General features: G+C 34.1%; 26 protein-coding genes. 7 read left to right on the top strand and 19 right to left on the bottom strand.

Translation table 11 applies throughout. The annotated features are described in order from the left end of the window. Positions 1-10: 10 nt before the first annotated feature. Both JHL15_RS13505 and JHL15_RS13500 read right to left on the bottom strand, forming a co-directional pair. Positions 11-877 (bottom strand): sigma-70 family RNA polymerase sigma factor, encoded by an 867-nt coding sequence (locus JHL15_RS13505; RefSeq protein WP_002979276.1) that lies wholly within the window; start codon positions 875-877, stop codon positions 11-13. Positions 878-1,088: 211 nt separating this feature from the next. Further along, positions 1,089-1,880 (bottom strand): S1/P1 nuclease, encoded by a 792-nt coding sequence (locus tag JHL15_RS13500; protein ID WP_200246520.1) that lies wholly within the window; start codon positions 1,878-1,880, stop codon positions 1,089-1,091. 339 nt (positions 1,881-2,219) lie between these two features. Here JHL15_RS13500 and JHL15_RS13495 point away from each other — a divergent pair, with 339 nt between their 5' ends. The 3 genes from JHL15_RS13495 to JHL15_RS13485 are packed head-to-tail and all read left to right on the top strand — an operon-like array spanning position 2,220 to position 5,260. Next, entirely contained in the window at positions 2,220-3,137 is a 918-nt protein-coding gene (locus tag JHL15_RS13495; protein ID WP_234047774.1) for a type VI secretion system baseplate subunit TssG, read from the top strand. Between the two features lie 54 nt (positions 3,138-3,191). Next, positions 3,192-4,094 (top strand): TssN family type VI secretion system protein, encoded by a 903-nt coding sequence (locus JHL15_RS13490; RefSeq protein WP_200246515.1) that lies wholly within the window; start codon positions 3,192-3,194, stop codon positions 4,092-4,094. A 26-nt stretch (positions 4,095-4,120) separates the two neighbouring features. Next, positions 4,121-5,260 (top strand): hypothetical protein, encoded by a 1,140-nt coding sequence (locus JHL15_RS13485; protein WP_200246513.1) that lies wholly within the window; start codon positions 4,121-4,123, stop codon positions 5,258-5,260. 65 nt (positions 5,261-5,325) lie between these two features. Here the strand turns inward: JHL15_RS13485 and blaIND are convergent, their stop codons facing one another. Together blaIND and JHL15_RS13475 are read right to left on the bottom strand one after the other, a co-directional pair. Then, on the bottom strand, positions 5,326-6,051 hold the full coding sequence (gene blaIND, locus JHL15_RS13480) for an IND family subclass B1 metallo-beta-lactamase (RefSeq protein ID WP_200246511.1): 726 nt from the start codon (positions 6,049-6,051) through the stop codon (positions 5,326-5,328). A 164-nt stretch (positions 6,052-6,215) separates the two neighbouring features. Next, positions 6,216-6,698 carry an Lrp/AsnC family transcriptional regulator gene (locus tag JHL15_RS13475; RefSeq protein WP_200246509.1) on the bottom strand — a complete coding sequence of 161 codons (483 nt, stop codon included), beginning with the start codon at positions 6,696-6,698 and terminating at the stop codon, positions 6,216-6,218. Between the two features lie 119 nt (positions 6,699-6,817). Here JHL15_RS13475 and JHL15_RS13470 point away from each other — a divergent pair, with 119 nt between their 5' ends. Both JHL15_RS13470 and JHL15_RS13465 read left to right on the top strand, forming a co-directional pair. Continuing rightward, positions 6,818-7,717 (top strand): DMT family transporter, encoded by a 900-nt coding sequence (locus JHL15_RS13470; RefSeq protein WP_200246507.1) that lies wholly within the window; start codon positions 6,818-6,820, stop codon positions 7,715-7,717. 225 nt (positions 7,718-7,942) lie between these two features. Further along, the gene (locus JHL15_RS13465; protein ID WP_200246505.1) at positions 7,943-10,357 is read left to right on the top strand and encodes a TonB-dependent receptor; all 2,415 of its coding nucleotides are present in this window, start codon (positions 7,943-7,945) and stop codon (positions 10,355-10,357) included. Positions 10,358-10,426: 69 nt separating this feature from the next. Here the strand turns inward: JHL15_RS13465 and JHL15_RS13460 are convergent, their stop codons facing one another. Then, complete coding sequence (locus tag JHL15_RS13460) at positions 10,427-11,080, bottom strand: metal-dependent transcriptional regulator (protein WP_200246503.1); 654 nt, start codon at positions 11,078-11,080, stop codon at positions 10,427-10,429. Between the two features lie 85 nt (positions 11,081-11,165). Between JHL15_RS13460 and JHL15_RS13455 the strand changes: the two genes are divergently transcribed. Next, the gene (locus JHL15_RS13455) at positions 11,166-12,194 is read left to right on the top strand and encodes a threonine aldolase family protein (protein WP_200246501.1); all 1,029 of its coding nucleotides are present in this window, start codon (positions 11,166-11,168) and stop codon (positions 12,192-12,194) included. 58 nt (positions 12,195-12,252) lie between these two features. Here the strand turns inward: JHL15_RS13455 and JHL15_RS13450 are convergent, their stop codons facing one another. Together JHL15_RS13450 and JHL15_RS13445 are read right to left on the bottom strand one after the other, a co-directional pair. Beyond that, positions 12,253-12,582: a hypothetical protein gene (locus JHL15_RS13450; protein ID WP_200246499.1), complete on the bottom strand. Its 330-nt coding sequence runs from the start codon at positions 12,580-12,582 to the stop codon at positions 12,253-12,255. Positions 12,583-12,679: 97 nt separating this feature from the next. Beyond that, positions 12,680-13,180, bottom strand: a complete 501-nt coding sequence (locus JHL15_RS13445; protein ID WP_200246497.1) for a hypothetical protein — start codon at positions 13,178-13,180, stop codon at positions 12,680-12,682. A gap of 239 nt (positions 13,181-13,419) precedes the next feature. Here JHL15_RS13445 and JHL15_RS13440 point away from each other — a divergent pair, with 239 nt between their 5' ends. Further along, a complete protein-coding gene (locus tag JHL15_RS13440; protein WP_200246495.1) occupies positions 13,420-14,424 on the top strand; it encodes a hypothetical protein in 1,005 nt (334 codons plus the stop codon). Positions 14,425-14,781: 357 nt separating this feature from the next. On the opposite strand, the gene JHL15_RS13435 is transcribed toward JHL15_RS13440, so the two are convergent. The 12 genes from JHL15_RS13435 to JHL15_RS13380 form a co-directional block, all read right to left on the bottom strand. Further along, positions 14,782-15,339: a DUF4256 domain-containing protein gene (locus JHL15_RS13435; RefSeq protein ID WP_200246493.1), complete on the bottom strand. Its 558-nt coding sequence runs from the start codon at positions 15,337-15,339 to the stop codon at positions 14,782-14,784. A 23-nt stretch (positions 15,340-15,362) separates the two neighbouring features. Beyond that, positions 15,363-15,932, bottom strand: coding sequence for a GNAT family N-acetyltransferase (locus JHL15_RS13430; protein WP_200246491.1), 570 nt, complete (start codon positions 15,930-15,932; stop codon positions 15,363-15,365). A 303-nt stretch (positions 15,933-16,235) separates the two neighbouring features. Next, the gene (locus tag JHL15_RS13425) at positions 16,236-16,673 is read right to left on the bottom strand and encodes a DoxX family protein (protein WP_200246489.1); all 438 of its coding nucleotides are present in this window, start codon (positions 16,671-16,673) and stop codon (positions 16,236-16,238) included. A gap of 18 nt (positions 16,674-16,691) precedes the next feature. Continuing rightward, positions 16,692-17,270, bottom strand: a complete 579-nt coding sequence (locus tag JHL15_RS13420; protein ID WP_200246487.1) for a YdeI/OmpD-associated family protein — start codon at positions 17,268-17,270, stop codon at positions 16,692-16,694. 222 nt (positions 17,271-17,492) lie between these two features. Then, positions 17,493-17,951, bottom strand: coding sequence for an SRPBCC family protein (locus tag JHL15_RS13415; RefSeq protein WP_200246485.1), 459 nt, complete (start codon positions 17,949-17,951; stop codon positions 17,493-17,495). A 295-nt stretch (positions 17,952-18,246) separates the two neighbouring features. Continuing rightward, positions 18,247-18,567, bottom strand: coding sequence for an ArsR/SmtB family transcription factor (locus JHL15_RS13410; protein ID WP_200246483.1), 321 nt, complete (start codon positions 18,565-18,567; stop codon positions 18,247-18,249). 107 nt (positions 18,568-18,674) lie between these two features. Next, the gene (locus tag JHL15_RS13405) at positions 18,675-19,553 is read right to left on the bottom strand and encodes a YDG/SRA domain-containing protein (protein WP_200246481.1); all 879 of its coding nucleotides are present in this window, start codon (positions 19,551-19,553) and stop codon (positions 18,675-18,677) included. Positions 19,554-19,789: 236 nt separating this feature from the next. Then, entirely contained in the window at positions 19,790-20,266 is a 477-nt protein-coding gene (locus tag JHL15_RS13400) for a DUF6265 family protein (RefSeq protein ID WP_200246479.1), read from the bottom strand. A 68-nt stretch (positions 20,267-20,334) separates the two neighbouring features. Beyond that, positions 20,335-21,147: a DUF6597 domain-containing transcriptional factor gene (locus JHL15_RS13395; protein ID WP_200246478.1), complete on the bottom strand. Its 813-nt coding sequence runs from the start codon at positions 21,145-21,147 to the stop codon at positions 20,335-20,337. A 167-nt stretch (positions 21,148-21,314) separates the two neighbouring features. Continuing rightward, the gene (locus JHL15_RS13390) at positions 21,315-22,181 is read right to left on the bottom strand and encodes a DMT family transporter (RefSeq protein WP_200246477.1); all 867 of its coding nucleotides are present in this window, start codon (positions 22,179-22,181) and stop codon (positions 21,315-21,317) included. Positions 22,182-22,387: 206 nt separating this feature from the next. Next, positions 22,388-22,783 (bottom strand): VOC family protein, encoded by a 396-nt coding sequence (locus JHL15_RS13385; protein WP_200246475.1) that lies wholly within the window; start codon positions 22,781-22,783, stop codon positions 22,388-22,390. 241 nt (positions 22,784-23,024) lie between these two features. After that, on the bottom strand, positions 23,025-23,618 hold the full coding sequence (locus JHL15_RS13380; RefSeq protein WP_200246473.1) for a dual specificity protein phosphatase family protein: 594 nt from the start codon (positions 23,616-23,618) through the stop codon (positions 23,025-23,027). Positions 23,619-23,661: the final 43 nt, after the last annotated feature.

Genomic DNA, 23,661 nt, shown 5'->3' with positions numbered 1-23,661 from the left:
TTAGGCTAAATTATTTACCTAGGTAAGACTTCAAAATCTTACTTCTTGTATTATGTTTTAGTCTTTTGATCGCTTTTTCTTTGATCTGACGAACTCTTTCTCTTGTCAGGTCAAAAGTTTCACCAATTTCTTCTAAAGTCATTGGATGTTTTCCGTTCAATCCGAAATACAATCTTACCAAATCTGCCTCTCTTGGCGTTAAAGTGTTCAATGCTCTTTCGATTTCAATCTGAAGAGATTCAAGCATTAGATCTTTATCAGGGCTTGGAGATTCTCCGGAACGTAATACATCATAAAGATTAGAATCTTCACCTTCTACTAAAGGCGCATCCATAGACAAGTGTCTACCGGAGTTTTTCATAGATTCTTTAATATCTTCTTCGCTCATGTCAAGAACTTCAGCCAATTCTTCCGGAGAAGGAGGTCTTTCATTTTCCTGCTCAAGGTGAGCGTATGCTTTATTGATTTTGTTAATTGAGCCAATCTTGTTTAGTGGCAATCTTACAATTCTTGACTGTTCTGCCAAAGCCTGTAAAATTGATTGACGAATCCACCAAACTGCGTAAGAGATAAACTTGAAACCTCTGGTCTCATCATATCTTTTTGCAGCTTTCATAAGTCCTAAGTTACCTTCATTGATCAAATCGGGTAAAGAAAGTCCCTGGTTTTGATATTGTTTAGATACAGAAACTACGAAACGAAGATTGGCTTTGATTAATTTCTCCAATGCGGCTCTGTCGCCAGCACGTATTCTTTGTGCCAATTCTACTTCTTCGTCTGCAGTAATCAATTCTACCTTACCAATTTCCTGCAAATACTTGTCTAATGAAGCAGTTTCCCTGTTGGTTACCTGCTTAGTAATTTTTAACTGTCTCATTTATTTTATCCTCAAACTAGAGTTACATATATTATACGCTTGAGAAGGTGAAAAGGTTACACGAGTTTTAATTTTTTTTAAACTTAAGCTGAATTTTATGAAAACAAAAAGCGAAACCTAGGTTTCGCTTTTTGTTTTCATAGTGGAAAATTGAAAACTAAAATTTGATAGTTAGTATTTTGTTAATTTTCAACTTTCCATTTTCAATTATTTAAAATAAATCATTCAACAATTTAGCCAATCTTAAGCCTCCATAAAGAAGTTGCCTTTCCATTGTATCGTTGAATTTATATTGATAGTCATAAGATAATTTTGAACCATCCGGAGTCTGTGCATAGATCTTATTGGCAATTTTATGAGAATCATACAACCAATCCTCTAATGTTCCGTATTGGATCTGTTTTACTTCGTCCTTAGATTTGATATCCAGTAATCTTGAATATTCAGTATAGCTGTATTTTTGTGAATCCACTAATTTTCCATCCCAAACAGAATGTAAATTTGTTTTCTCTCCAAAATAAGTAACATTAATTTTGTTACCTCCTAAATCTTCAGCTCTTCCTACATGTAAAGGCTGTGCAAGATCTCCCATAATATGAATCAGAAAGATCAATGCTATTTTTCTATCTTTTTCAGAAGTTTTTTCATCTTTTACCTGTGCAGACAACGTTTTTACCTGAGAATAAAGACTTGGGCCTGCCTGAGCTTTCAGGTTTTGTTCAAATGTTTTGAAATCAGCTTGCGGATCTATATTTACATAATGCCATGCTGATGCTTCCTTCCAAACACCCGTAGTATCAGATTTAATAAAATCCGGCCAGTTGGCCCAGTACGCAAGACGTTCCTGACCCATTATTTTTCTGATTTCCCTTCTTGCTTTTCCGGAAAGGTGATTTTGTGCGATTTCTGCAATAATTCTGTGTCCCGTTAATCCCCATGCATATGAATAAAGAGAAGAGGAGATGAATGCTAAAATTAAAATTTTAGAATAAATACTTTTCATTGTAAATAACATTTTCAATCTGCAAAGATAGGCTAGCTTTTCATATGTATGGGTAAAAAAGGTGAATTTCTTATCATAATGAGGTTAACAAAATGTAACCTTGCCGAATGATTTTACGAGTATTGGTTTTAAAAATTAAGATCGTTGGTTTTTATTTTCTATTTTTTAACCAAGCTACCTTTTGATTATATAAAAATTTTATATTTTTACCTCTATTAATGATGATATTATCTATGAAATATAAAAAATGAGTAATATTTTTTTTCATTGCGATGAGATATATTATCTTTACAAGCCATAATCACAGGAAACACTATGTATGAGAATAATATTGTAGATATGTATTACAATAAACTGCAGACCGATTTTAAAGCAGAATCAGTAGCGGTTAATCTTTTGAAATACCACAGAAGCGTAAGTAATATTTTCATTGATCGCATCGGAATCAATGACAGGGCCTATTTAAAAGATATCAAGAGTATTTCTAGTAATTACTTAGGCTTTGATGAAGAAGTATATACTATAGAAACGTATAGAGAGGGTATTTACGATTATCTTCCGGAAGGCTTATTTCACCCACCTTCATTAAGTACCACAAGAAAGAATATAGAGAGCGTAGTTAAAGAGATCCGTAAACAAAAAAGGATCGAGGGTGATGCCAGGAAATTTTTCCGTCCGTTTGAGCTGGAGATCTTTTTTACTGAGATCAGTGCTTTATCAAAAGAATTTGATTTTGATGTTTCCAGTGATACAGACACATTGCTTAAAACCATCAGTGATCTTTGGCCTATCGTAAAACAGCTTGATGATAAAAATGCGCATATCTTTATGCATATTTTACCTTTCTTCCATAATATCCGCGGGGATAAAAGATGGTTTGAGAGATGTTTGATGGCTTTTTTACAGGTTCCTGTAGAAGTAACTTTCACTCCAAACATTATAGATGACATAGAAGAAAATGATGACTCTATGTTATTGGGAAATTCCACATTGGGTGTAACGTATATTCCCAGTGGACGACATATGGATGGACAGAGAAACTGGGTAGTGAATATAGGCCCTATACCTTATGAAAGTATGATAATGTATATCTCAGGAAATCCTTTCAGAAAAGTACTTCAGGCTTTGTATGATTATTTTCTTCCTGTGACAGTGGATGTAGAAGAGAATTTTATCACGGAGAAACAGGAATATTCTTTTCAGCTTGAAGATGATGAAAGAAATGCAAACCGCCTTGGATACTCTACCTTTCTGTAAAATATTTTACTATATTTACAAGCACCAATACATTATAAATTTGAAAAACAACCAATGGAAATTTCTTCAGTAAAGGGAATCTTTTTAAGATATATTTTAATGCCTTTAATAGCGGTAATTATGCTGATTATACTCGGTGTGATCAGACGAAACAAACCTGCTATAAAAATTAAGGTCATTATCATTTATGTTCTATTATGCAGCTTATGTCTCGCCTTACCAGGCTTTTTTGGGTTTTCAGGGAATTTATTTAATCCCTACTGGTATCTTATTGCACAGATTATCTACTTGATTTTTGGTATTATCCACGTTAATTTATTGGACAAATACTTCAAAAAGCATATCGATTCTTTACCTATGAGTATTTTATTTGAATCTATACTTTCATTAACGTGTATCGCTTTTGGAGGATATCTTTTTGTGCTTTTGTTCAGATGGATGAGTGTGGGAACAGGTTACCCGGTAATGTCTGCAACAAGTGTTATCATATTCCTTGTCCCAATGGTCTTTTATTACTGCTATGTTCAGTTTATCAGCATTCCTGTTGATATTTACAAAACATGGCGTTATTCTCCAGAACAGAGGCTTCCGGAATTTGAAGGCGCGGATTTTGATAGACTTATGGTATTAAATGTAGAATTAAGTAAAAATCTGGAGGATTCCAACAGATTCAGGATTAAAGCTAAAACATTACCTACAGGAATAACGTTTGGTGATTGGTTTTACAGAGTAGTGGATGATTACAACCATAAGAATCCCAAGTCTATCATTCATCTTACCGATGAAGAAAAAGAATCTTATTATTGGATATTTTATACTAAAAAATCATTTTTCAGCTTTAGGAAATATATTGATTTTAACCAGGACATTACGGCAAACAATATTTCTGAAAATGAAATAGTTATTTGTAAGAGAGTTATTCAGCATGAAGAAGAAGGAATAACAAGAAAAGCATAACCACACAAAATTTAAAAGTATTTAATATGATACAGCCTATTAAACATTTTGCAATCAATTGGGTAGATGGGATGAAAGTTTCCCAGAGACACCTCAATGATCAGGATAATTTTTTAATTGACACCATCAGAGATTCCAATTCTTTAGGAATCACTCCTTATAACTTCGGGCTTTTACCTATTTCAAACGAATTTACCGACAAGACCATTTTTGATGTTCATAATACAGCAACTAATGATGTCCAGTTGGTGATCAAACGTTGTAGCGCTGTAACATTGGCAGGCTATAGAATAGAGCTAAGTGATAGGAGAGTGAGCGTAAAATCACTGGCTAAATCGATGAATGAAGAGCAGGCTGATGGAGAATATTTTATTCTGATTTCGGTAAATCCTTTTGACAAAGTACCTTTTGGTGATATTGATCCTGAGGAAATTCCACCACGACATCCTAATGCTCAACCTAATTATCATATCGAACTCCTTCCGGTTACCTCTTTAAACAGTAGTTATTCCGGAGGAAACTATCTGATCGTTGGAAAGGTTGATTTAAAAGGAAATATCGCTCAGGTAAATTCTACTTTTATTCCGCCATGTACTTCTATCCAGAGTCATCCGGTTTTGATTGATTATTATGGAAGTTTTGCGAAATCTATCGGAAATCTACAGCAATATGCATTTAAGATCATTCAGAAAGCATCACATAAAAATCAGAATACAGCATTAGCTCAAAATGTAAAGTTCCTATGCAACTCAATGATCAATACATTTGGAGATATGTATTTCCAATTCAGAAATGTAATTCCTTGGCAACCACCAGTATTTCTGATTGATTCTTTTGCTAAATTGGCGCTTCGACTTTATAATTCTACCCAGGTTTTAGTTCCTGCAGAATTAGAAGAAATGTTGAATTATAGTTTGGAGTGGAGTGAGATTGCTCCTCATACTTTGCTTAACCAGCTTTCAATCGTTGCAGAAACCAATTACGATCATCATAATTGCGGAGAACCGTTATTATACATCCAGCAGATGTTGAGAAGTCTGGAAATCATTTTCTCTAAATTAAGTGAACTTGATTATATCGGTCAGAAAAAAGAAAATATTATTGTTAATGAGCAGGAAGTTTCTAATAATGCCAATCCTAAGAGAGGTTGGAGTGTATTGGATTAGCAATTGACAACATATACAATAATAAAAACGGCTTGACAATTTGTCAAGCCGTTTTTATTGATCTCTTATTTTTTATTTAAAAGTTCCAGTGTATGTTCCACGTGTCCACCACCTTTCCATTCATCATGACCTGGGACAACCATTGTTGCTTTTGCATATTTGGTTTTCAGTTTCGCCATTGTTTCCGGCCATTGTTTTACGTTGGCCTCTCCGGTGTAGCCCAGATCTGTTGCACTTCTGCTTTTTACCAGACATCCACCATCTAGGATATTGTACTTGGGAAACCATACCACTACATTATCCTTTGTATGTCCTTCACCAAGAAAATCAACGATAAACTCCTCACCTCCGATACGGTAAGGTTTTCCGATTTTTGTAATTTCAGTAGATGTGGCTTTTCCTTCTTTTTTCAGCAGTTCATTGGTCTTTGCTGTTGCATAGGTCTTTATTCCTTTCTTATTATAAAAACTTAAATCTCCCGCTCTGTCTTCATGGGAGTGAGTTGCAAATACAGCAATAATAGGAAGGTTGTGTCGTTTTTGTATAGTGTCCATTAAGCTTTGATACTGTGTCTTCTGCCAGGGAACGTCAAACAGAACAACTCCTTTTTTGGTAATCAGGTACATTGCATTGGTAGAATATTCCTTTCCTCCGAATACCCCAAATGTTTTATAGATGTATAAATTAGGCTTGATGGGAGGTTCAATAACAAAATCTCTTACTTGTTGAGCATTAATAAATTGACTTAAAAACAGTAGTGAAACAATCGAAAATCGAATACTTTTTTTCATAATTTTTTAGAATAATAGTTTAAGTGTTGCTGCTTGTAGAAAGAAAAAAGCAAGCAGAAGATTTTGCAAACCTAATTAAAATAAAGATATCAACCATTTTAAAGAAGAGGTTTAACCGTTTTTTAACGGTTGTAGCAAAATCAATTACTAACTATTGAAAAGTTCTATTCAATTTGATTTAAAATACTTGCCGGGATTTCCAAATTTGATTTTATATTATCCATTGATACTAACGTTTTGAAATGTTTAACATTATCATTGCTGTAGAATAATTTTCGGGTAAGTAATTCATAATCTTTCATTGATGGGACGACAATAATTAAGACAAAATCAGCCTCACCCGTTACATAATAACACTGTTGAACTTCAGGCGTATTCTTAAAGATTGTTTTCATCTTATCGATCAGAATAATTTTGTCACTTTCTATAAATACTTCTACAATTAGGGTGACTGAATTTTTGAGCTCTTCAATGTTAATTACAGAAACATCTGCCTTAATAATACCGGATTCCCGCATTCTTTTAATGCGTCTCTGAACAGCAGCGGCCGATAGACCGATGTGATCACCAATATCCCGTTGTGGTGTCAGATTATCTTTTTGTAAAATCTCCAGAATTGATATGTCGAAACGATCTAAATTTTTCAAATTGTAAATATTAAGTGATGAAACAAAATTGCAAATAAGCTATCAAATTTCATACAAAAACAATTGTTTTTTGATGCATTTTTGCATCGTAAGATAATGAAAACAATTTATTTAAGGACATGGATAGATTAAAAGGCTTTTTTTTAGCAATGATAGCTGCAATGCTATGGGGAGTTTCAGGTACTTTTGGGCAATTTCTATTTCATGAACGTGAAATAAGTATAGAATGGTTGCTTACTATGAGGCTTCTAATATCTGGAATAGGTCTGCTTTTGTATGCTCAGTTTGGAGAAAGATCCCATCTTTTTGAAGTATGGAGGGATAAAGGAGATGCTTTGCAGTTGATTGTTTTTAGTATTACAGGTATTCTGGCTGTACAATATACCTATTTTGCAGCGATCAAACATTCCAATGCGGCTACTGCTACTGTTCTTCAGTATGCTGGTCCGGTAATTATAGCTATTTACCTGGCCTGTAAAAATAGAAAAGCGCCTACTTTATTGGAGTTAGCTGCAATTACGCTAGCAGTACTGGGTACTTTCTTATTGGTTACCCACGGAAATGCCAATCGTCTCTCTATCTCGGGAACAGCACTATTTTTTGGCATTGCCTCTGCTATTGCACTGGCTACATATACCTTGCAACCCATTCGATTATTATCAAAATATAAACCTTCGGTAATTATGGGTTGGGGAATGCTCGTTGGAGGAATTGTCTTTAGTTTTGTTAAGGCTCCTTGGGACATTGAAGGAATCTGGGATCTGAAGACATATGGATATACTGTATTCATTATCATATTTGGAACTTTGATTCCATTTCAGGCGTATCTTACTGCAGTACAAATGATAGGAGGGCAAAAAACAAGTTTATTGGCCTCTGTTGAACCTCTGTCTGCTGCGGTTCTGGCGGTTGTATGGTTACATGTTTCATTTTCAACAATGGATTGGATTGGAAGTTTATTCATTATTTCAACTGTTTTCTTATTGAGTAAAGGCAGCCCGAAAGAGGTAAGAGAGTAATTGAGAATGAGGATGTTTTAAAAATGGAGAGGTATTTTTTTCTAAGATAAATTTTATACGAATAAATTAAAAAAACAAACTAATGCAACAAAGTTGCATTAGTTTGTTTTTTTTTATACTTTTGTTTTTTTTATTCACATAAATTTCTATCAAAGTTTAGCCTGGGCATCAGGCTAAACTTTAAATTAATTCCAACGTAGTATGATGTATAAGAAATCTAGATTAATGCTTTTAGCTTTAGGGATCTTCACTTTTTCTATCATAAAAGCTCAAGATGCAGAAGCGACAGGAAGAGTCCTTTTTGAAAACGGAGGATCTCCAAATACCGAAATAATGCTTAAAGACACACCCACGAAAACTACAACCGATAAAAATGGGAATTATACAGTTAAAAATCTTGTTCCCGGAAACTATAAACTTTTAATTAAAGCCAAAGGATATGAAGATATTGAGCAAGAGATTTCTGTAGAGAAAGTACATACGATAATTCCAGATATCCTGTTGCTTCGTAACAGTAATAAGATAGATGAAGTGGTCATAACAGGAGTATCCAAAGAAACCTTAATTAAAGAAAATCCTGTTGCCATCATTAGTATTTCGGCTAAACAGATCGAAAAAACAGTAGCTACCAATATTATCAGTGCCTTGGTAAAATCGGCTCCCGGACTGAATGTAGTAGAAACGGGACCTAATGTTTCAAAACCTTTTATACGAGGATTGGGATATAACCGGGTATTAACACTCTACGATGGTGTACGCCAGGAAGGGCAACAATGGGGGGACGAACACGGTATAGAAGTGGCTCCATATATTGTAGAACGTGCAGAAGTGATAAAAGGACCCGCTAGTTTGATGTATGGCTCTGATGCATTGGCAGGAGTAGTTAGCCTCTTTCCTTATCTTCCTACTCAGGATGATGGAATTGTTCACGGGAAAATAACTAGTGAATTTCAGGGAAACAATAGCCTTATCGGAAATGGAATGCAATTGGGTTATAAAAAGGACTCTTTCATAGCTGCATTTAACGGATCTTACAGGATGGCCAAAAATTATAAAAACCCTATGGATGGTAGAGTATATAATACCAATTTTGAAGAAAAGAATCTTTCTTTTCTCTTGGGACGTAAAACCAATACAAGTTTTTCAAAGATCAACTTTACCTTATATGATAACCTACAGGGAATTCCTGATGGCAGCCGTGATCCGAAGACGGGAAAATTTACTTATCAGGTAGGAGAAGGTGATGATGATGACATTGAAAAAAGACCTACCGTTTCAGAAAAAGATCTGAACTCATATGGACTTTCTCCTTTACATCAGAGAATTCAGCATTATCGATTGTATGCACAGCACAGCCAACAATTAGGGAAGGGGGATCTCGATATTCAGTTGGCTTTACAGCAAAATATCCGTAGAGAGTATAATCACCCAACGGTACCTTCTCAGGCGGGGATGGATGTCCGGCTTAATACTTTAAATTATGGAGTACGTTATAACTTTCCCAAATTTTCATCTGTTGAAATTTCTACAGGTATTAATGGAATGGTACAAAACAATAAAAATAAATCAGCGACAGATTTTCCTATCCCGGATTATGATCTGAGCGAAGGAGGGGCATATGTGTATGGTAAATGGAAATATAACAGACTGAATATCAACGGTGGAGTTCGCTATGATATCCGAAACATCCATTGGGATAACTTTTACGTACAAACCAATCCTGTAACCCAGTTTGAAGAACATATAACACAGGCATCTTCAGGTGCAGACTTAAGATTTCCTTCATACAAAAAAACATTCGGAGGGTTGTCTGCGAGTATAGGATCTACTTTTCAACTGACAAACCAGATCAGTCTTAAAGCTAATATAGGAAGGAGTTACAGAGCACCTAACATTACAGAGATTGGTTCCAACGGACTAGATCCTGGAGCACATGTCATTTATAAAGGAAACAGAGATTTCAATCCTGAGTTTTCATTACAGGAGGATCTTGGAATAAGCACACGTTTCAAAGATTTCTCAGCGGATGTAAGCCTTTTTAATAACAATATTCAAAATTACATTTACCTCTCGTTACTGGTAGATGGGCAAGGCAATGCTCTTGTAGATGCTCAGGGAAATAAAACTTATCAGTACCAACAGGCTTCAGCTCAGCTTTATGGTATGGAGGCCTGGTTATCATTACATCCTGAAAAATGGAAAGGATTTAATTTAGAAACCAGCTTATCACTTATTTATGGATTCAATCGTGATAAAATGTTTAAGGATAAAGGAAATAATGGCGAATACTTACCATTGATTTCTCCTTTAAAATTATCCAGTAATATCTCCCAGAAAATATTGACAGGTTCAAAATCCATTTCATCCATTACTCCCACTGCAGAAGTAGAATTTTCTGCAGCACAAAACAGATATCTGGGGTTGAATGATACAGAAACTGCAACTTTGGATTATACCTTATTTAATGTAGGAACCTCTTTTGCGATCAACTATTCTGAAAATCATTCTGCAGTATTGCAATTTCAGGTAAATAATCTATTCGATCGCGGTTATCAGTCGCACCTAAGCCGATTAAAATATTTAGGGAATATATACAATATGGGACGAAATATATCATTAAAACTTGTAGTTCCTTTTTAATATAGACATAGAAAAGGTGACTTCGAGAGCCTCAGTCACCTTTTTATCTAATATATTTTTCAGTACTATTTACTTTTTTACTAAGATTTTCTCGGTTGCTTTCTTGCTGAGAATTTCTTTTTTCCCTTCTATTTCTATAGTGAAAGATTTATCGAAGCTTTCGATTTTAATGATTTTGATTTTAGTATTCAGCAGGAGTTTTCTTTCTGTGAGATAGCTTAAAAAAGCATCGTCAGATAAGGTTACGGAAGTAAAAATTACGGTTTCTCCAACCTCACAATTGCTTAATTTCTGTAAATCTTGTGCGATGATATTACCATCTTTATCCGGAATAGGCTCTCCATGCGGATCGAATTTTGGATAATCTAAAATTTCATCCATCTTATCAAAAAAGACCTGTGAGTGTACGTGTTCCAATTGTTCCGCAATTTCATGTACATTTTCCCAACCAAAGTTCATTTTTTTCACCAGAAACATTTCTGTAAGCCTGTGTTTGCGTACGACCAAAGCGGCTTCACGTCTTCCTTTTTCAGTTACTCTGAGAGGTTTATACGTTTCATAAATTACCCAGCTCTTTTCTGCAAATTTTTTCATCATGTTATTAACGCTTGGCATTTTTACATTTAAAAATTTGCTCAACTCGTTAATCGTTACTTTTCCTTCATTATCAACCAAATGAAACAAAGCTTTCAGATAATTTTCTTCTGTTAATGTTGTTTTCAAAATGTTAGATGATTTTAACTACAAATCTAACAAAATATTATTGAAATTTTACCCTTGTTGTTCTAAGTTTTTTTAATTTTGTTCTATGAAATTTTCATTCAAAAACGACTATTCAGAGGGATGTCATCCCAATATATTACAAGCACTTTTACAATCTAATCTCGATCAGGAAGCAGGCTACGGAGAAGATCGATTTTGTTTACAAGCCAAGCAACTTATTAAAGAAAAAATGAATCGTAAAGATTCAGAAATCTATTTTGTTTCGGGAGGAACGCAGGCTAATCTTATTGTTATTTCTTCTATTTTAAAACCTTATCAGGCTGCTATTTCTGCATCTACCGGGCATGTGCTTAATAATGAAACCGGAGCGATTGAGGCAACCGGGCATAAAGTATTAAGTGTTGAAACTGAGGATGGTAAATTAAGACCGTCGGATATTATCCAAGTGTTGGAGGGACATAGAAATGTTCCACATCAGGTGATGCCTAAACTGGTTTACATCTCAAATTCTACGGAATTAGGAACCGTCTATAATACTAAAGAATTAGAAGATCTTTCGAGTTTTTGTAAGGAGAATAACCTATATCTTTTCATGGATGGAGCAAGATTGGGACATGGCTTAACAGCAGAAATAAGTGATTTAACTTTAGAAAAAGTGGCTCAATTAACTGATGTTTTTTATCTTGGAGGAACTAAGAATGGAGCGTTAATAGGAGAGGCGATTGTGATCAATAACCCTGTTCTTCAGGAAGATTTTGGTTTTCACATCAAACAAAAAGGGGCGATGCTGGCAAAAGGAAGACTTCTTGGAATTCAGTTTTTAGAACTGATGAAAAACAATCTCTATTTTGACCTTGCAAGACATGCGAATCAGCAAGCCATGAAAATAAAAAATGCTTTACAGGAGAAAGGGGCTTCTTTTCTCTCTGACACCTACACCAACCAGATATTTCCTATTTTGAATAATGATTTGATTGAGGTCTTATCAGAGAAATTTGAATTTTATGTATGGAAGAAAATAGATGAAGAATCTTCAGCCATAAGATTGATAACCTCATGGAATACACCAGATCAAGGAGTAGAGGATTTTATTGAGATTATAAAAAACAACTAATAAATGTAAATAAAAAACAGCCCAATAAAGGCTGTTTTTATTTTTTAATTATTGTAGATTAAGCGTGAGGATCTTTCATAAGTATTCTGTTTATGCCTGCAACCACTTCATCTTCAAGACGTTTGATCTTATCTTTTTTCATCCTGATATAAATAGCTATAGGGAAAGAAAAAATAAAATAAAACATAGGAATATCACTATTGGTTTGTGTAGTGACTACACCTGTTCCAGGATTGGTATTTATTTTAACATTTCCGGTGATCGTAAAACCACTTGTGCGAACTTGTAATGTCCCAAAACTTGTCTGAATTTTATATTGAGGAAATATTTTCCTTAAATCTTCAATAAATTCGGTTTGTGAAAAAGGTCTGAAATATAAAGTTTGCATAGAATGTGATTAAGTTATTAGTCATTATAATGAAGTTCTTGTATAGCAAATATCATGCAAGGATCTCCACTATTATATGAATAATTCCGTAAATGATTTATTTTAATCCTTTTGAAACCACTGCACAATCTGCTGTTTGCATTTTTGGACCATCTTTGTAGGTAATCTTTTTTTCATCAGCATATTTACTTTGTGCACCTTCTTCTTTATGATCTCCAATTCCTTCGGTCAGCGTATTATCTTTTTGAATAAAGAAAATATCACGTTTGCTTTTTGATCCTTCAGACTGAAATTCATAAGTCAATTTTAAGGTATCTCCTGATTTAAAACCAGTTATATCACCTGTTGAGCTATCTTTTTCGTTGTTTTTGTACGATAATTTTCCAGAAATAGTTCCCAAATTATCATCAATCGATGCAAATACGCTGTCTTTTCCAATCACACCTAAATAACAAAATGTTTTTGGCCCTAATGTATCAACAACTGGTTCTGTGGCTGTTATAGAATCTGTTTCTACTTTGGGAGCTACAGTTTCAGCTTTTTTGTTACAATTCATTAAAAAAAATGATAATGAACCCAACATGATTAATTTTTTCATATCCTTAGTATTATATTAAATCAAATTTCAATTTTGCTAAAATAGCAATAGTATTTAAATCAAAGATACATTTATTGTAAATAAAATTTCATTAAAAAAGTTTAGAAAATCCTTGTGTATATCGAATATTTTCTAATTGCTGAGAATCGCTTAAAAAAAACTTTTCCGAATATTTTATCGTACAGCGAAAATATATTTAGGCATAAAAAGTGCTTATAAAAGGATAATAAAAATCTGGTATGAAAAAAAGTTTTAAAATTCTTTGTCTTGTTTTAATTTTCTTAGGAATTAATTTATTTAAATCCCAAAAGCCACAAAATTATATTTACACTTCATCAGGAGATCTTCATGATATAGAAAAAATGATCACCCGGAAAGATATCGGTGGTGTTCAAATTGTTTATAATTGGAAATCTTTGGAAACTGAGAAAGATGTGTACGACTTTTCCAGAATTGAAAATGATCTGGCATATTTAACTCAATTGGATAGAAAATTATTTATTCAGCTTCAAGACAGATTTTTTGAACCGGAGGCCCGATATGTTCCGGATTATATTCTAAAAGATAAAGAGTACAACGGAGGGCTGGTAGCACAATATGATAATCCAGGTGAAAATAAACCGATTGGAAATGGTTGGGTAACTCAACAATGGAATCCTGAAGTTCAAAAAAGATTTCAAAAACTGATAGGAGAGTTAGCGAAAAAGTTTGATGGAAAGATTCAGGGCATCAACCTTCCGGAAACTTCCATAGATATTGAAATGAAAAAAGACAAAACAGGTTTCAGTTGTGATCGTTATTTTCAGGCAGAACTTGATAATTTAAAATTTGCGAGAAATGCTTTCAAAAAATCTTATGTTTTACAATATGTCAATTTTTTTCCTTGTGAATGGGAAAACGATCATCAGTATATGTCACGGCTATTTAAATTGGCCAAAGAAAATAATATAGGATTGGGTGGGCCGGATATTGTCCCCAACAAAAATGCACAAATGAAAAACTCGTATCCTTTTTTTCATCAATACAAAGGAAACCTTTCATTAGTGGCGATGGCTGTTCAGGAACCAACACTTACCTATAAAAATCCTAAAACAAAGAAACCTTTTACAAAAGAAGAATTTGTAGAATATGCAGAGAACTATCTGGGAGTAAATATTATTTTCTGGAGTGTGGAATCACCGTGGCTTAGGGAGTTGAAAGTTGAAAATGGAGAGTCTGAGGGTTTGAGAGTGGGAGTTTTATAGGGTTCTGGATCCGAGATTCGAGATGCGAGGTTCGGGGTCTGGATTTCGGGTTTGAGAGTGGGAGAGTTATAAGGTTTGGAATCCGGGATTCGAAATTCGGGGTTTTGGGTTCAATATTCTAGTTTCGGTGTATAGATTCGGGATACGAGTTTCGTGATTTGTGATTTGAGTCGAGTTCTATATTTATAAAATTATAAGATTATAAGATTTTGATAGGTTGTGTTCATAGTTATAATCCAAGTCGTTACTTTTGTTCTAACTTTCAACTTTCAACTTTCAACTTTCCATTTTCAATTTTCAACTCATAACTCGCATCCCAACCCCCCAACCAAACCCGCATCTCGTACCCCGCACCTCTCAAACTCTCAAACTCCCTCTAAACCCCCTCGCTGCATAATAAGAATCAGCACCGTTATGGTACATGAAGACTCTATTATACCTGCGATCACAGAAAATAGCACCACCTCTTTCTCGGATATCAGAAGGTGTTTTTACCCAGCTTGAAGTTTTTAAATCAAACTTTCCTAATTCCTGAAGTTGACGGTATTCCTCTTCTGTAAGCAATTCGATTCCGATTTCAGAGGCTTTATCAATCGCGTTATTTTCTGGTTTATTGGCTTTTCTGGATTCCCAGGCCTGATAGTCATAACACAAACTTCTTCGTTTTGGACTTTCGGGGGAGCAGTCGAAAAAGATATATTCGTTAGACTTTTTATCGTATCCTACAACATCAGGTTCACCTTCGGTCTCTTCCATTTCGTTCAATGACCAGAGCTTTTCAGGATTGGCTTCTAATTTTGTTTGGATTTCATTCCAGTCGAGATCTTTATGACGGTTCATATTTTTCTCAAAACGGGTTTTCAAAATTTGTAAAAGCTCCTGACTTTGTTCTGCTGTTAATTTTTTCTTGCTCATATTATTATTTGTAGAGTTGGGTTTTAATTTTGATTTTGATTTTGATGTATTTCATACAGTACACATTCCTGCAGCCTTGGGGTATCATGAAGTCGAGGGTGAAGGAAATTTTTAATTTTATGCATTCCTATTTTTTTCATCACTGCTTCAGATCTCACATTAATTAAAGGGGCGATGGAATTGATTTTTTTTATTTTCAGATCATGAAAGGCGTACTCCAGGCATCTTTTTGCCCCTTCAGTAGCGTATCCGTTGTTCCAATCTTCCACTCGTATTCTCCAACCGATATCAATACAGGGAGTGAAATCTGATTCGAAGTTTTGTTCGGAAAGACCGATAAAACCTATAAATTCTTTGGTGTCAAGTTTGTCAACTGCAAAATAACAGAATCCCTTTGCCTTTAATTGATTTTGCATTCTTTCAATAAACTCTAAGGTTTCTTGTTTTGATTGGATGGCGGGAAAGAATTCCATGACTTTAGGATCTGCATTAATCTCTGACATGATTTCAATATCTGAAGGTAGCCAATCCCTGAAACCCAGGCGATCTGATTGAAAAATATAGTTTTTATGTTCTGTTTCTTTTGTGATCATGTATTGCTTAATTTGGTAAAATGGAAAGTTGAAAATTGAAAATGGAAAGTTTTCTTTAAAGCTAGCAGATTTTGCTGATTACGCAGATCATTTTTTATCAAAATATCTTAAAAAAATCCGTGCTATCTGTGTTAATCTGTGGGAAAAAAGAACTCTAATAAAATTCTGAATGGATTATTAAAATTTTTTGTATTTATTTGTCCCACAGATTTCACTGATTACACAGATCTTATAATTATGTTACTCTTAAAAAATCTGCTTAATCTGTGAGAAAAAAAATCAAAAAACATAAAGAAAAAGCAATTAAAGCCTATTTCTATTTGTTAAAGAAAATCTACGATTATCAGGTCTAAAGTACCAAGAAATAATGGTAAGAACAAGAAGTAATAATGAAGCAAATATTTTGCTAAAATTATGATCTGAAGCAAGATGTGAAAGGATAGCTCCGGACATTACAAAGAAAAATCCCGCGTATGCCCATTCCTTTAATAAAGGTTGTTTTGGAATAAGTATAGCAATGACACCCAAGATTTTCCAGACTCCAATAATGGTCATCAGGTAGACAGGAAATCCTAAGCTGGTAAAGTTCGCTACTTCATCTTTATTCTTCAATAGTTGGACAGCAGCAGTGGATACCATTCCTAATGCCAGCCATAAAGTGAAAATCCAGTAGATGATTTTGTTTCTTTTTTGAGATTGTGTTTGAGTTTGAATCTGTGTTGTTTGTGTTTGTGTTTCCATGATATTTTGGTTTTAGTATTAGTCGTTAAGTCCTTTACCATCGAGAATTTGAGGGATGCATTTTTCAATTCTTGATTCGCGGGTTTTAGATTGTTTGGGTGAAGAAAAGTGGAGTAGATATGCTCTTTGGCGCCCTGGAGTTAATGTTTCAAAAGCTTCTTTCAAAACAGGATTTGTGTCCAGTTGATACTGAAACTCTTCAGCTACTTCAAATTCTCTGGTTTTTTTCAATTGAACTTTTACGCCTGATTCTTCGATCTCAACTGCTTCGAACATATAAGCTTGAAGAACTTTTTCCAGGTCATTAATTTGGTTCAGATCTGTAAAACGGATTTGCCTTGCTGCCTGTACATTTTCTGACTGCTGGATCAGGATGTTATCCGGATCCTTCATTAAGGCTCCTTTAAAAAAGAGTAGGGCGCAATATTCTTTAAATCCGTGTATTAAAAAAATATTTTTCCCTTCATAGGTATAACAAGGGCATCCCCATTTCAAATCTTCTACAAGTTCTGTGCTTAAAGCAATTGTTCTCAGTTTTTTAAATTCTTTCTGCCATTGTTGGGCATCGTTGAAAAAGAAATCTGTTTTTGGATTCATGGTGTTTTGAGTTATGAGTTATGAGATCCGAGGTTCGGGTTTGAGAGTTTTAGAGTATGAGGGTATGAAAGTATGAGAGTTATGGGTTCGAGGATTGTAGTTCAAATTATTATTTTTGTGTTAACCTCCAGCTTCTCATTTTCCACTTTCCACTTTCCATTTTCAATTTTCCATTCTTCAACTTCAACTTCCGCTACCTGCAACCTAAAATCTACTACCTATCTACCTAAATATTTCTTGCAGTCTATTATGTGCCATATTAATTCCCTGCGCAAATGGTAATTTCAGGTGTTGATCTCTGAAGTCTACTGATTTGTAAATGGTCTGGATGGTAATTTTGCTGGTACTATCCGTTAATTTTTCAAATTCTAAAAACTCGATTTGCACAGGAAAGTGGGTATTTTCCATCTGAAATGTTCGGGTTATTTTCTGATCAGGAATGATCTCATGAATGGTTCCATTGGCACTGAAAACGACGTCTCCCTGTGGATTCGAGGTTTCAAAGCGGTAACCGCCATGTTGCTTATTTTCCATCTTTACCACTTTAGTTCCCATCCATTGTTCTACTAATTCAGGTTCTGTGTAGGCTTTAAAAAGTAGATGTACAGGAAGGTCAAATTCCCTGATGATGAAGATTTCCTGTTTGCCATCTTCGGCTTGAATTTTTGTTTTTAGTTCCATGATTTTTTTGAGTTACGAGGTTCGAGATTTGAGTTGAAAATTGAAAGTTGAAAGTTGAATGGTGGGAGAGTTATAGAGTTTTGATTCGGGTTACGAAGTTCTACATCTGAGTTGAAAATTGAAAGTGGAAAATTGAAAGTTGAAGAGTGGGAGAGTTATAGTTTGATTCAGGTTACGAGGTTTGTATTTTGAGTTCGAATTATTATTTTCGTTCTAACTTCTAACTTCTAACTTCTAACTTCTCATTTTCAACTTTCAATTTTCCATTTTCAACTCTATTTCTCCACTCTATTTTTCAACTCTCCTTATACTTCTTCATGACATCTTCCAATTTATTAAATCGGTCATCCCACATTTTGCGGAAGGGTTCTATAAAATCTGCTATTTCTTTCATTTTATTTGGATTGAGGTGGTATATCATTTCACGGCCGTTTTGTTCCTGTGTTAAAAGTTCACATTCCGTAAGGATCTGTAAATGTTTGGAAACAGTAGGTCTAGCGGTATCAAAGTTGGAAGCAATGGCTCCCGCAGTCATTGCCTGAGTAGCAACTAACATCAGAATTGATCTTCTGGTGGGGTCTGCTATAGCTTGGAAAACATCTCTTCTTAAATTCATCGTGTAGTTATTTGACTACAAATATATATGGAGTTATTTAACTACACAAATTTTTGATGATAAATTGTTGATTTTTAGAATAATTATTTTAGTCTTATATCTTTATTCTAATTATGACCATATGTTTTTCTATGATATTGTAGATTTGAAATATTCAATTTGTGTTCAGGATGCATGGTCAATTTGCCATTTTCTGCACCTATTAATTGAAAGTCATCTTGTATTGAAAATGAGCCTTTATCAAGCATTATATGATGATTAGGGCATAGACATAGAATATTATTTTTGTCATCATCTCCATCATGGGGCATTCCTAATGGTTTTATATGTGCGCCTTCAGCATAATGACCCAGCTTTGTTGGAATGCTTATCTGGCAAACTTGACATTTAAAATTGTATAATTTTTTTATTTCTAAAGCAATTTTAGTGTCTCTGATTATTCTTAATACAACAGTTTCCTTTCTTTTTTTATTTAACTTAATAAATTGTATTTCAGATTGTTCTTGCGTTTTATGATTGTAATTGTTACCCGAATATTTTAGACGAAATCTGCAAATTTTAAAGCCACTTTTTCCTATTTCTTGCCATGCATCTATTACACTATATAATCCAGCATACACATATCCTTTACTGGGAGAAAATTGAGATTTATGATTAAATCCTCTAATTACTCTAACAGGCAGGCCTTGATCCATACTTGTCAATAATCCCGCGTTACCACTAGTTTCCCAGGTCTGATCTTTTATTTGTTTTTTTGTATTTGGATCATTACCACCGGCTCCAGTATAGATAATTTCATCCCCCTCATCTATGTCATCTTCATACCCTCCAGATAAGACAATTGCAGATGAACCTTCTTTTCCATTTCCGTCAATACCTGCTTGCAGATTTCTATGAAAGCTTGTAGGCAGCATTTCGTTACGCTTTTCAAATTGATATCCCTCTTTAATACCTTCTATTTCTCCAAATATAATTGGTTTGCTCATTGTTATTAGTTATAATTTTCAAAAGATCTTTATTCCATTAAGGTTTTTTCTTTATTTATATTGCTAAATCTTGTAATTAGTATGTTTATATGATATATAAACAACAAATATAAAATTTTAAGTTAAAAAAATAAATATAAGAGAAGCGTTGGATTTTTTTTACTGTTTTTTAGCACTACTAAAAAAACCTCCCATTAATAGGAGGTTTTTCAAAGTCTTATATTCTTTTTATATATCTACTTCATCCTTTGCATAGGAAACGTCATTTTTTTTATTTTTCCATTTTTCGTTGCTGAAATTTCAGCAATGAGAGCATCTGCACTGATCTTTTTATAGGAGATGATTTGTGGGAAATCGTGTTGAAGGTTTTCGAAGATCAAATGGGAAGGATCCGGATTTTTATTTGAAGCAAAACTGACTGGCAGTTCTTTATTTTGACCGGATACACTTACAATATAATAGAGTTTCTGTTCTTTTTCTACTAATTGAACACTTTCCAGTATAACGGTATCTTTCTCTTTCAGATAATAGCTTTTTCCCTGAAATTCTGAAGAACTCTTTTTAGTCCAGGTTTCATAAATGTCTCCCTTCGGAGTTTTGTTTATCCATGTTCCAATCAGCCATTCCAGCTTTTTGAGTTCATTGCCTGATTCATATTTCCAGCTGGTTAGAATAAGGAGTCCAATAATGCTAAAAATGAGCGTTGTTTTCATTGTCAATATTTTTATAAGGGCAAAGTTCAGTATTGCAATAAGCTTAAAATTGTAAAAATGCGACAGTGCTAATCTTTTCCATAAAATAAAGAAGACATTTTCAGATTTTCGCCATAAAATTCTTTTGGAGTCAGTCCTGTGAATTCTTTAAAGTCTTTGATGAAATGGGCTTGATCATAATAATCAGCATCATGAGCAAGGGTAGTGAGATTAGTGAATTCTTTATTCAGGAGGAGTTTAAGAGTAGATTGAAGTCTGATCGTTTTAGAAAGTTGTTTGGGACTTAGGCCAATGGCAGAAGAAAATTTTCGTTCCAATTGTCTACGGTTGATATTGATTTTCTTCGAAAGGGCATCAACAGATAATTGTCCATTGGCTGTTAATATGGTATCTACAGTTGATTGTACGATCTTATCAAAGGCTTCGGTGTTTAACCTGTTTAATAAGAATGCTTCAACCACAGCAATTTTCTCTTCAGTATTTTTTGCTTTTAAAACGTTTTTCTCTAATGTTGTTCCATCGGCTCCAAAGAGCTTTTCAAGAGAAATCGCTTTATTATCCATTTCTTTTATAGGCATTGTTGCAAATGGGAGAAAACCTTCGTGATGAAAACGGACTGAAAATATACCGGTAACTCCCGTTGGTTCTATATTAAGAGGTTGGGTTAACTGACCAAAAACACAACTTCTTGGTTGGACAATGGCTTTTCCGTCTTCCATATATTGTTTATACAGATCACCATGATGAAAGATCATTTCCATACAGCCATCGGGAACGATGGTTTGTTTTTGTGGATTTTCTTCTTTCGGACTTTCCATAATCCAATAACACTTTATAAAAGATGACAAATCCGGATGGGGTTGAAAAGTTTGATAATTCATGGATCGTTTAGGATTAGTATTACCCTGATTAAGGACGTTTAAATATAAATAAATTTCAATATAATTTGGAAAATGAAAGTGTATGTATTGGTTTATTTATTTTTTTTATCACTTTTTAGTGATTTATAAAAACCCTCTTGCCAAGTGTAACAAGAGGGTTGTGTTTATTACTTTTTCCTAATGGATATCAGTGTTTGTAAAATAACTGAAGTAATGATCAATAAGAGTCCTATATAAAAGGCAATGTTAACCTGTTTACTTTCATTAAAGAACAAAAAGGCCATAATGATTGCATATACAGGCTCCAGATTGAATGTTAAATTAACTGTAAATGCCGGGATCCTTTTTAAAACTTCAGCGAAAATAACATAGAGACCAACCGTACAAAAAAGAGACAGAACAATCAGGTAACCAATATCTTTCATCCCGGGAATAATGCTTTCTACTGGGAAAAAACATAGGTAAACCGGTAGGATAGCACCCAGACAGACAGTACCACTGAGCATCTGGTAATAATTAATGACTTTAGTGTCATACCGATGAACCAGGCGTTTGTTGAAGATAGTATACAAAGCGCCAATAGCTGATGAAATAACACCCAAGCTAATTCCTAATTGATAAGATGTATCAAAATGAAAGATAAGGCTTATTCCCAGAACTGTAAGCAAACTCAGCAAGAGTTCTGAAATTTTAAACCGTTCTTTATCGATGACTGGTTTGAATACTGCCGTAAAGAAACTGGTCAGGCAATAACACACAACACCTATAGAGATATTGGCATATTTGATACTTGCATAAAAAAACAGCCAGTGCAAAGTAATCAGCAATCCAACTTTGGCTATATGGATTTTTTCCCGGGTTGAAATCGTATAACGGATTCTCAGCGATTTCAGGATCAGGAATAAAATGACCGTAGAGAACAGAAGCCTGTACCAGACCAGAAGACCTTCATTTAGGGAGATAAGTTTTCCGAATATTCCTGTAAATCCAGCCAATATAACGGCCAGATGTAATAATACATATGATTTTTTCATGAGACAATTTACCTGTCTGTGAAGACAAAGATTTTTAATTAATAGATAATTGAATCTGAAGCATCAGAAAACAGCCAATAAAGTCTTATTAGCATTAAATACTTCAGTTATACTTTAGAAATATTAAAATCTTGGAGGAGGCAAACAGCTTGAATGATTCATATTGAATTGTATTACAACAAATATAAGGAATAAATCCCGGAATACTACATATGGAATACGTTATAGCTATGACCGTCAGGATCGGAAAAAACAAATCCATAATAATTATCTCCGAAGCTTTGAGGTGGTGAAACAATGGTACCACCAGCTTTTTCAACTTCTTTAGCCCAGTCATCTGCCTGATCTTTGCTTTCTGCGGATAGTGTAAAAACAATTTCATGTACTTTTTGAGTATCACAAAATTCTAAAGGTTTTAAATTGGATTCCAAAATATTTTTCAGAAAGAAATGAATAACAAAATCATTGTCACCAAAGAAAAAGCTTACCAGTTGATCAGAGGTATGTGGACCATTAGGTTTAAATCCTAAGTCTGTATAAAATTTGTGGGTGCGTTCCAGATTGGCTACGGCCAGATTTGACCAAATCATTTTTGGTTTCATAATATTTTATTTTTTGGTTAGGATAAAGGTAGCAGGTTTCTTAGAAACTAAGCTTGTCATAGGACAAGATTTTAAATGCTGAGAATCCGTTGTAGGATATTATAAGGAAAATGGTCGGATTTACCCTATTAAGGTTGTGTTATAAAAAGTCCTATAATTTATATTATGTTAAATTGTATATGTGTGAAGATTTATATAATTGGATCTATAAACTTCTGAACAGGCTTCTTTATATACCCTGCTATTCCTCTGATTTCCTTTTTTTATAATTCATAAGATAAATCCCTTTGTCAGAACCTTTTGAAAAATTACTACCGAACTCCCAAAGAAAACGTGCATTGGCTCTGGCTTCTTCGTTAGTGAAATTCTCATATTCAATTCTATATAATGAACTAAATAGTCGTGATCGTCCTACGCCATGATGACAATGAATTAAAACAGGATAATTTTTTGGATCATCCATTATTTTTAAAAACTTTTGCACTGTACTATCCTGAGGAATCTGATCTGTTGGCAGATTGAAATAATGAACACCTGAAAGCTTATCTACTGCATTTTCCTCCTCATTCACCTGTTTTTTTGTTTCCGGATTGAGCGCTGTTCTTTTTAGGCCGTCACGTAAATCAATAACAGTTTTTATATTATGGCTTTTAAGGATACCAGGTAATTTGTCAGGCGGGATGACGCCAGAATTGTAGACCTTATTTTCCGAAATCGTTACCAGATTGTAACGTATTTTCTTCTGATAAAGAGAGCAAACTAAAAATACCAATCCTATTATAACTAAAGGAATCAGTATTTTCTTAATTGTATTGGTTTTAGAATTTCGATTCATAGCGTTGTAAGGATTAAATCTTAGATAGTACAAGGCACTAATT

Source organism: Chryseobacterium paridis (assembly GCF_016595215.1).
Lineage (GTDB): Bacteria > Bacteroidota > Bacteroidia > Flavobacteriales > Weeksellaceae > Chryseobacterium > Chryseobacterium paridis.
The sequence above is the reverse complement of the archived record's forward strand: the minus strand, read 5'-3'. Positions and strand labels throughout refer to the sequence as shown.

Excerpts from the sequence above, each read along its gene's own strand:
- JHL15_RS13505 (WP_002979276.1), bottom strand. The coding sequence starts at position 877 with ATGAGACAGTTAAAAATTACTAAGCAGGTAACCAACAGGGAAACTGCT.
- JHL15_RS13500 (WP_200246520.1), bottom strand. The coding sequence starts at position 1,880 with ATGAAAAGTATTTATTCTAAAATTTTAATTTTAGCATTCATCTCCTCT.
- JHL15_RS13495 (WP_234047774.1), top strand. The coding sequence starts at position 2,220 with ATGTATTACAATAAACTGCAGACCGATTTTAAAGCAGAATCAGTAGCG.
- JHL15_RS13490 (WP_200246515.1), top strand. The coding sequence starts at position 3,192 with ATGGAAATTTCTTCAGTAAAGGGAATCTTTTTAAGATATATTTTAATG.
- JHL15_RS13485 (WP_200246513.1), top strand. The coding sequence starts at position 4,121 with ATGATACAGCCTATTAAACATTTTGCAATCAATTGGGTAGATGGGATG.
- blaIND (WP_200246511.1), bottom strand. The coding sequence starts at position 6,051 with ATGAAAAAAAGTATTCGATTTTCGATTGTTTCACTACTGTTTTTAAGT.
- JHL15_RS13470 (WP_200246507.1), top strand. The coding sequence starts at position 6,818 with ATGGATAGATTAAAAGGCTTTTTTTTAGCAATGATAGCTGCAATGCTA.
- JHL15_RS13465 (WP_200246505.1), top strand. The coding sequence starts at position 7,943 with ATGCTTTTAGCTTTAGGGATCTTCACTTTTTCTATCATAAAAGCTCAA.
- JHL15_RS13455 (WP_200246501.1), top strand. The coding sequence starts at position 11,166 with ATGAAATTTTCATTCAAAAACGACTATTCAGAGGGATGTCATCCCAAT.
- JHL15_RS13450 (WP_200246499.1), bottom strand. The coding sequence starts at position 12,582 with ATGCAAACTTTATATTTCAGACCTTTTTCACAAACCGAATTTATTGAA.
- JHL15_RS13445 (WP_200246497.1), bottom strand. The coding sequence starts at position 13,180 with ATGAAAAAATTAATCATGTTGGGTTCATTATCATTTTTTTTAATGAAT.
- JHL15_RS13440 (WP_200246495.1), top strand. The coding sequence starts at position 13,420 with ATGAAAAAAAGTTTTAAAATTCTTTGTCTTGTTTTAATTTTCTTAGGA.
- JHL15_RS13435 (WP_200246493.1), bottom strand. The coding sequence starts at position 15,339 with ATGAGCAAGAAAAAATTAACAGCAGAACAAAGTCAGGAGCTTTTACAA.
- JHL15_RS13430 (WP_200246491.1), bottom strand. The coding sequence starts at position 15,932 with ATGATCACAAAAGAAACAGAACATAAAAACTATATTTTTCAATCAGAT.
- JHL15_RS13425 (WP_200246489.1), bottom strand. The coding sequence starts at position 16,673 with ATGGAAACACAAACACAAACAACACAGATTCAAACTCAAACACAATCT.
- JHL15_RS13420 (WP_200246487.1), bottom strand. The coding sequence starts at position 17,270 with ATGAATCCAAAAACAGATTTCTTTTTCAACGATGCCCAACAATGGCAG.
- JHL15_RS13415 (WP_200246485.1), bottom strand. The coding sequence starts at position 17,951 with ATGGAACTAAAAACAAAAATTCAAGCCGAAGATGGCAAACAGGAAATC.
- JHL15_RS13410 (WP_200246483.1), bottom strand. The coding sequence starts at position 18,567 with ATGAATTTAAGAAGAGATGTTTTCCAAGCTATAGCAGACCCCACCAGA.
- JHL15_RS13405 (WP_200246481.1), bottom strand. The coding sequence starts at position 19,553 with ATGAGCAAACCAATTATATTTGGAGAAATAGAAGGTATTAAAGAGGGA.
- JHL15_RS13400 (WP_200246479.1), bottom strand. The coding sequence starts at position 20,266 with ATGAAAACAACGCTCATTTTTAGCATTATTGGACTCCTTATTCTAACC.
- JHL15_RS13395 (WP_200246478.1), bottom strand. The coding sequence starts at position 21,147 with ATGAATTATCAAACTTTTCAACCCCATCCGGATTTGTCATCTTTTATA.
- JHL15_RS13390 (WP_200246477.1), bottom strand. The coding sequence starts at position 22,181 with ATGAAAAAATCATATGTATTATTACATCTGGCCGTTATATTGGCTGGA.
- JHL15_RS13385 (WP_200246475.1), bottom strand. The coding sequence starts at position 22,783 with ATGAAACCAAAAATGATTTGGTCAAATCTGGCCGTAGCCAATCTGGAA.
- JHL15_RS13380 (WP_200246473.1), bottom strand. The coding sequence starts at position 23,618 with ATGAATCGAAATTCTAAAACCAATACAATTAAGAAAATACTGATTCCT.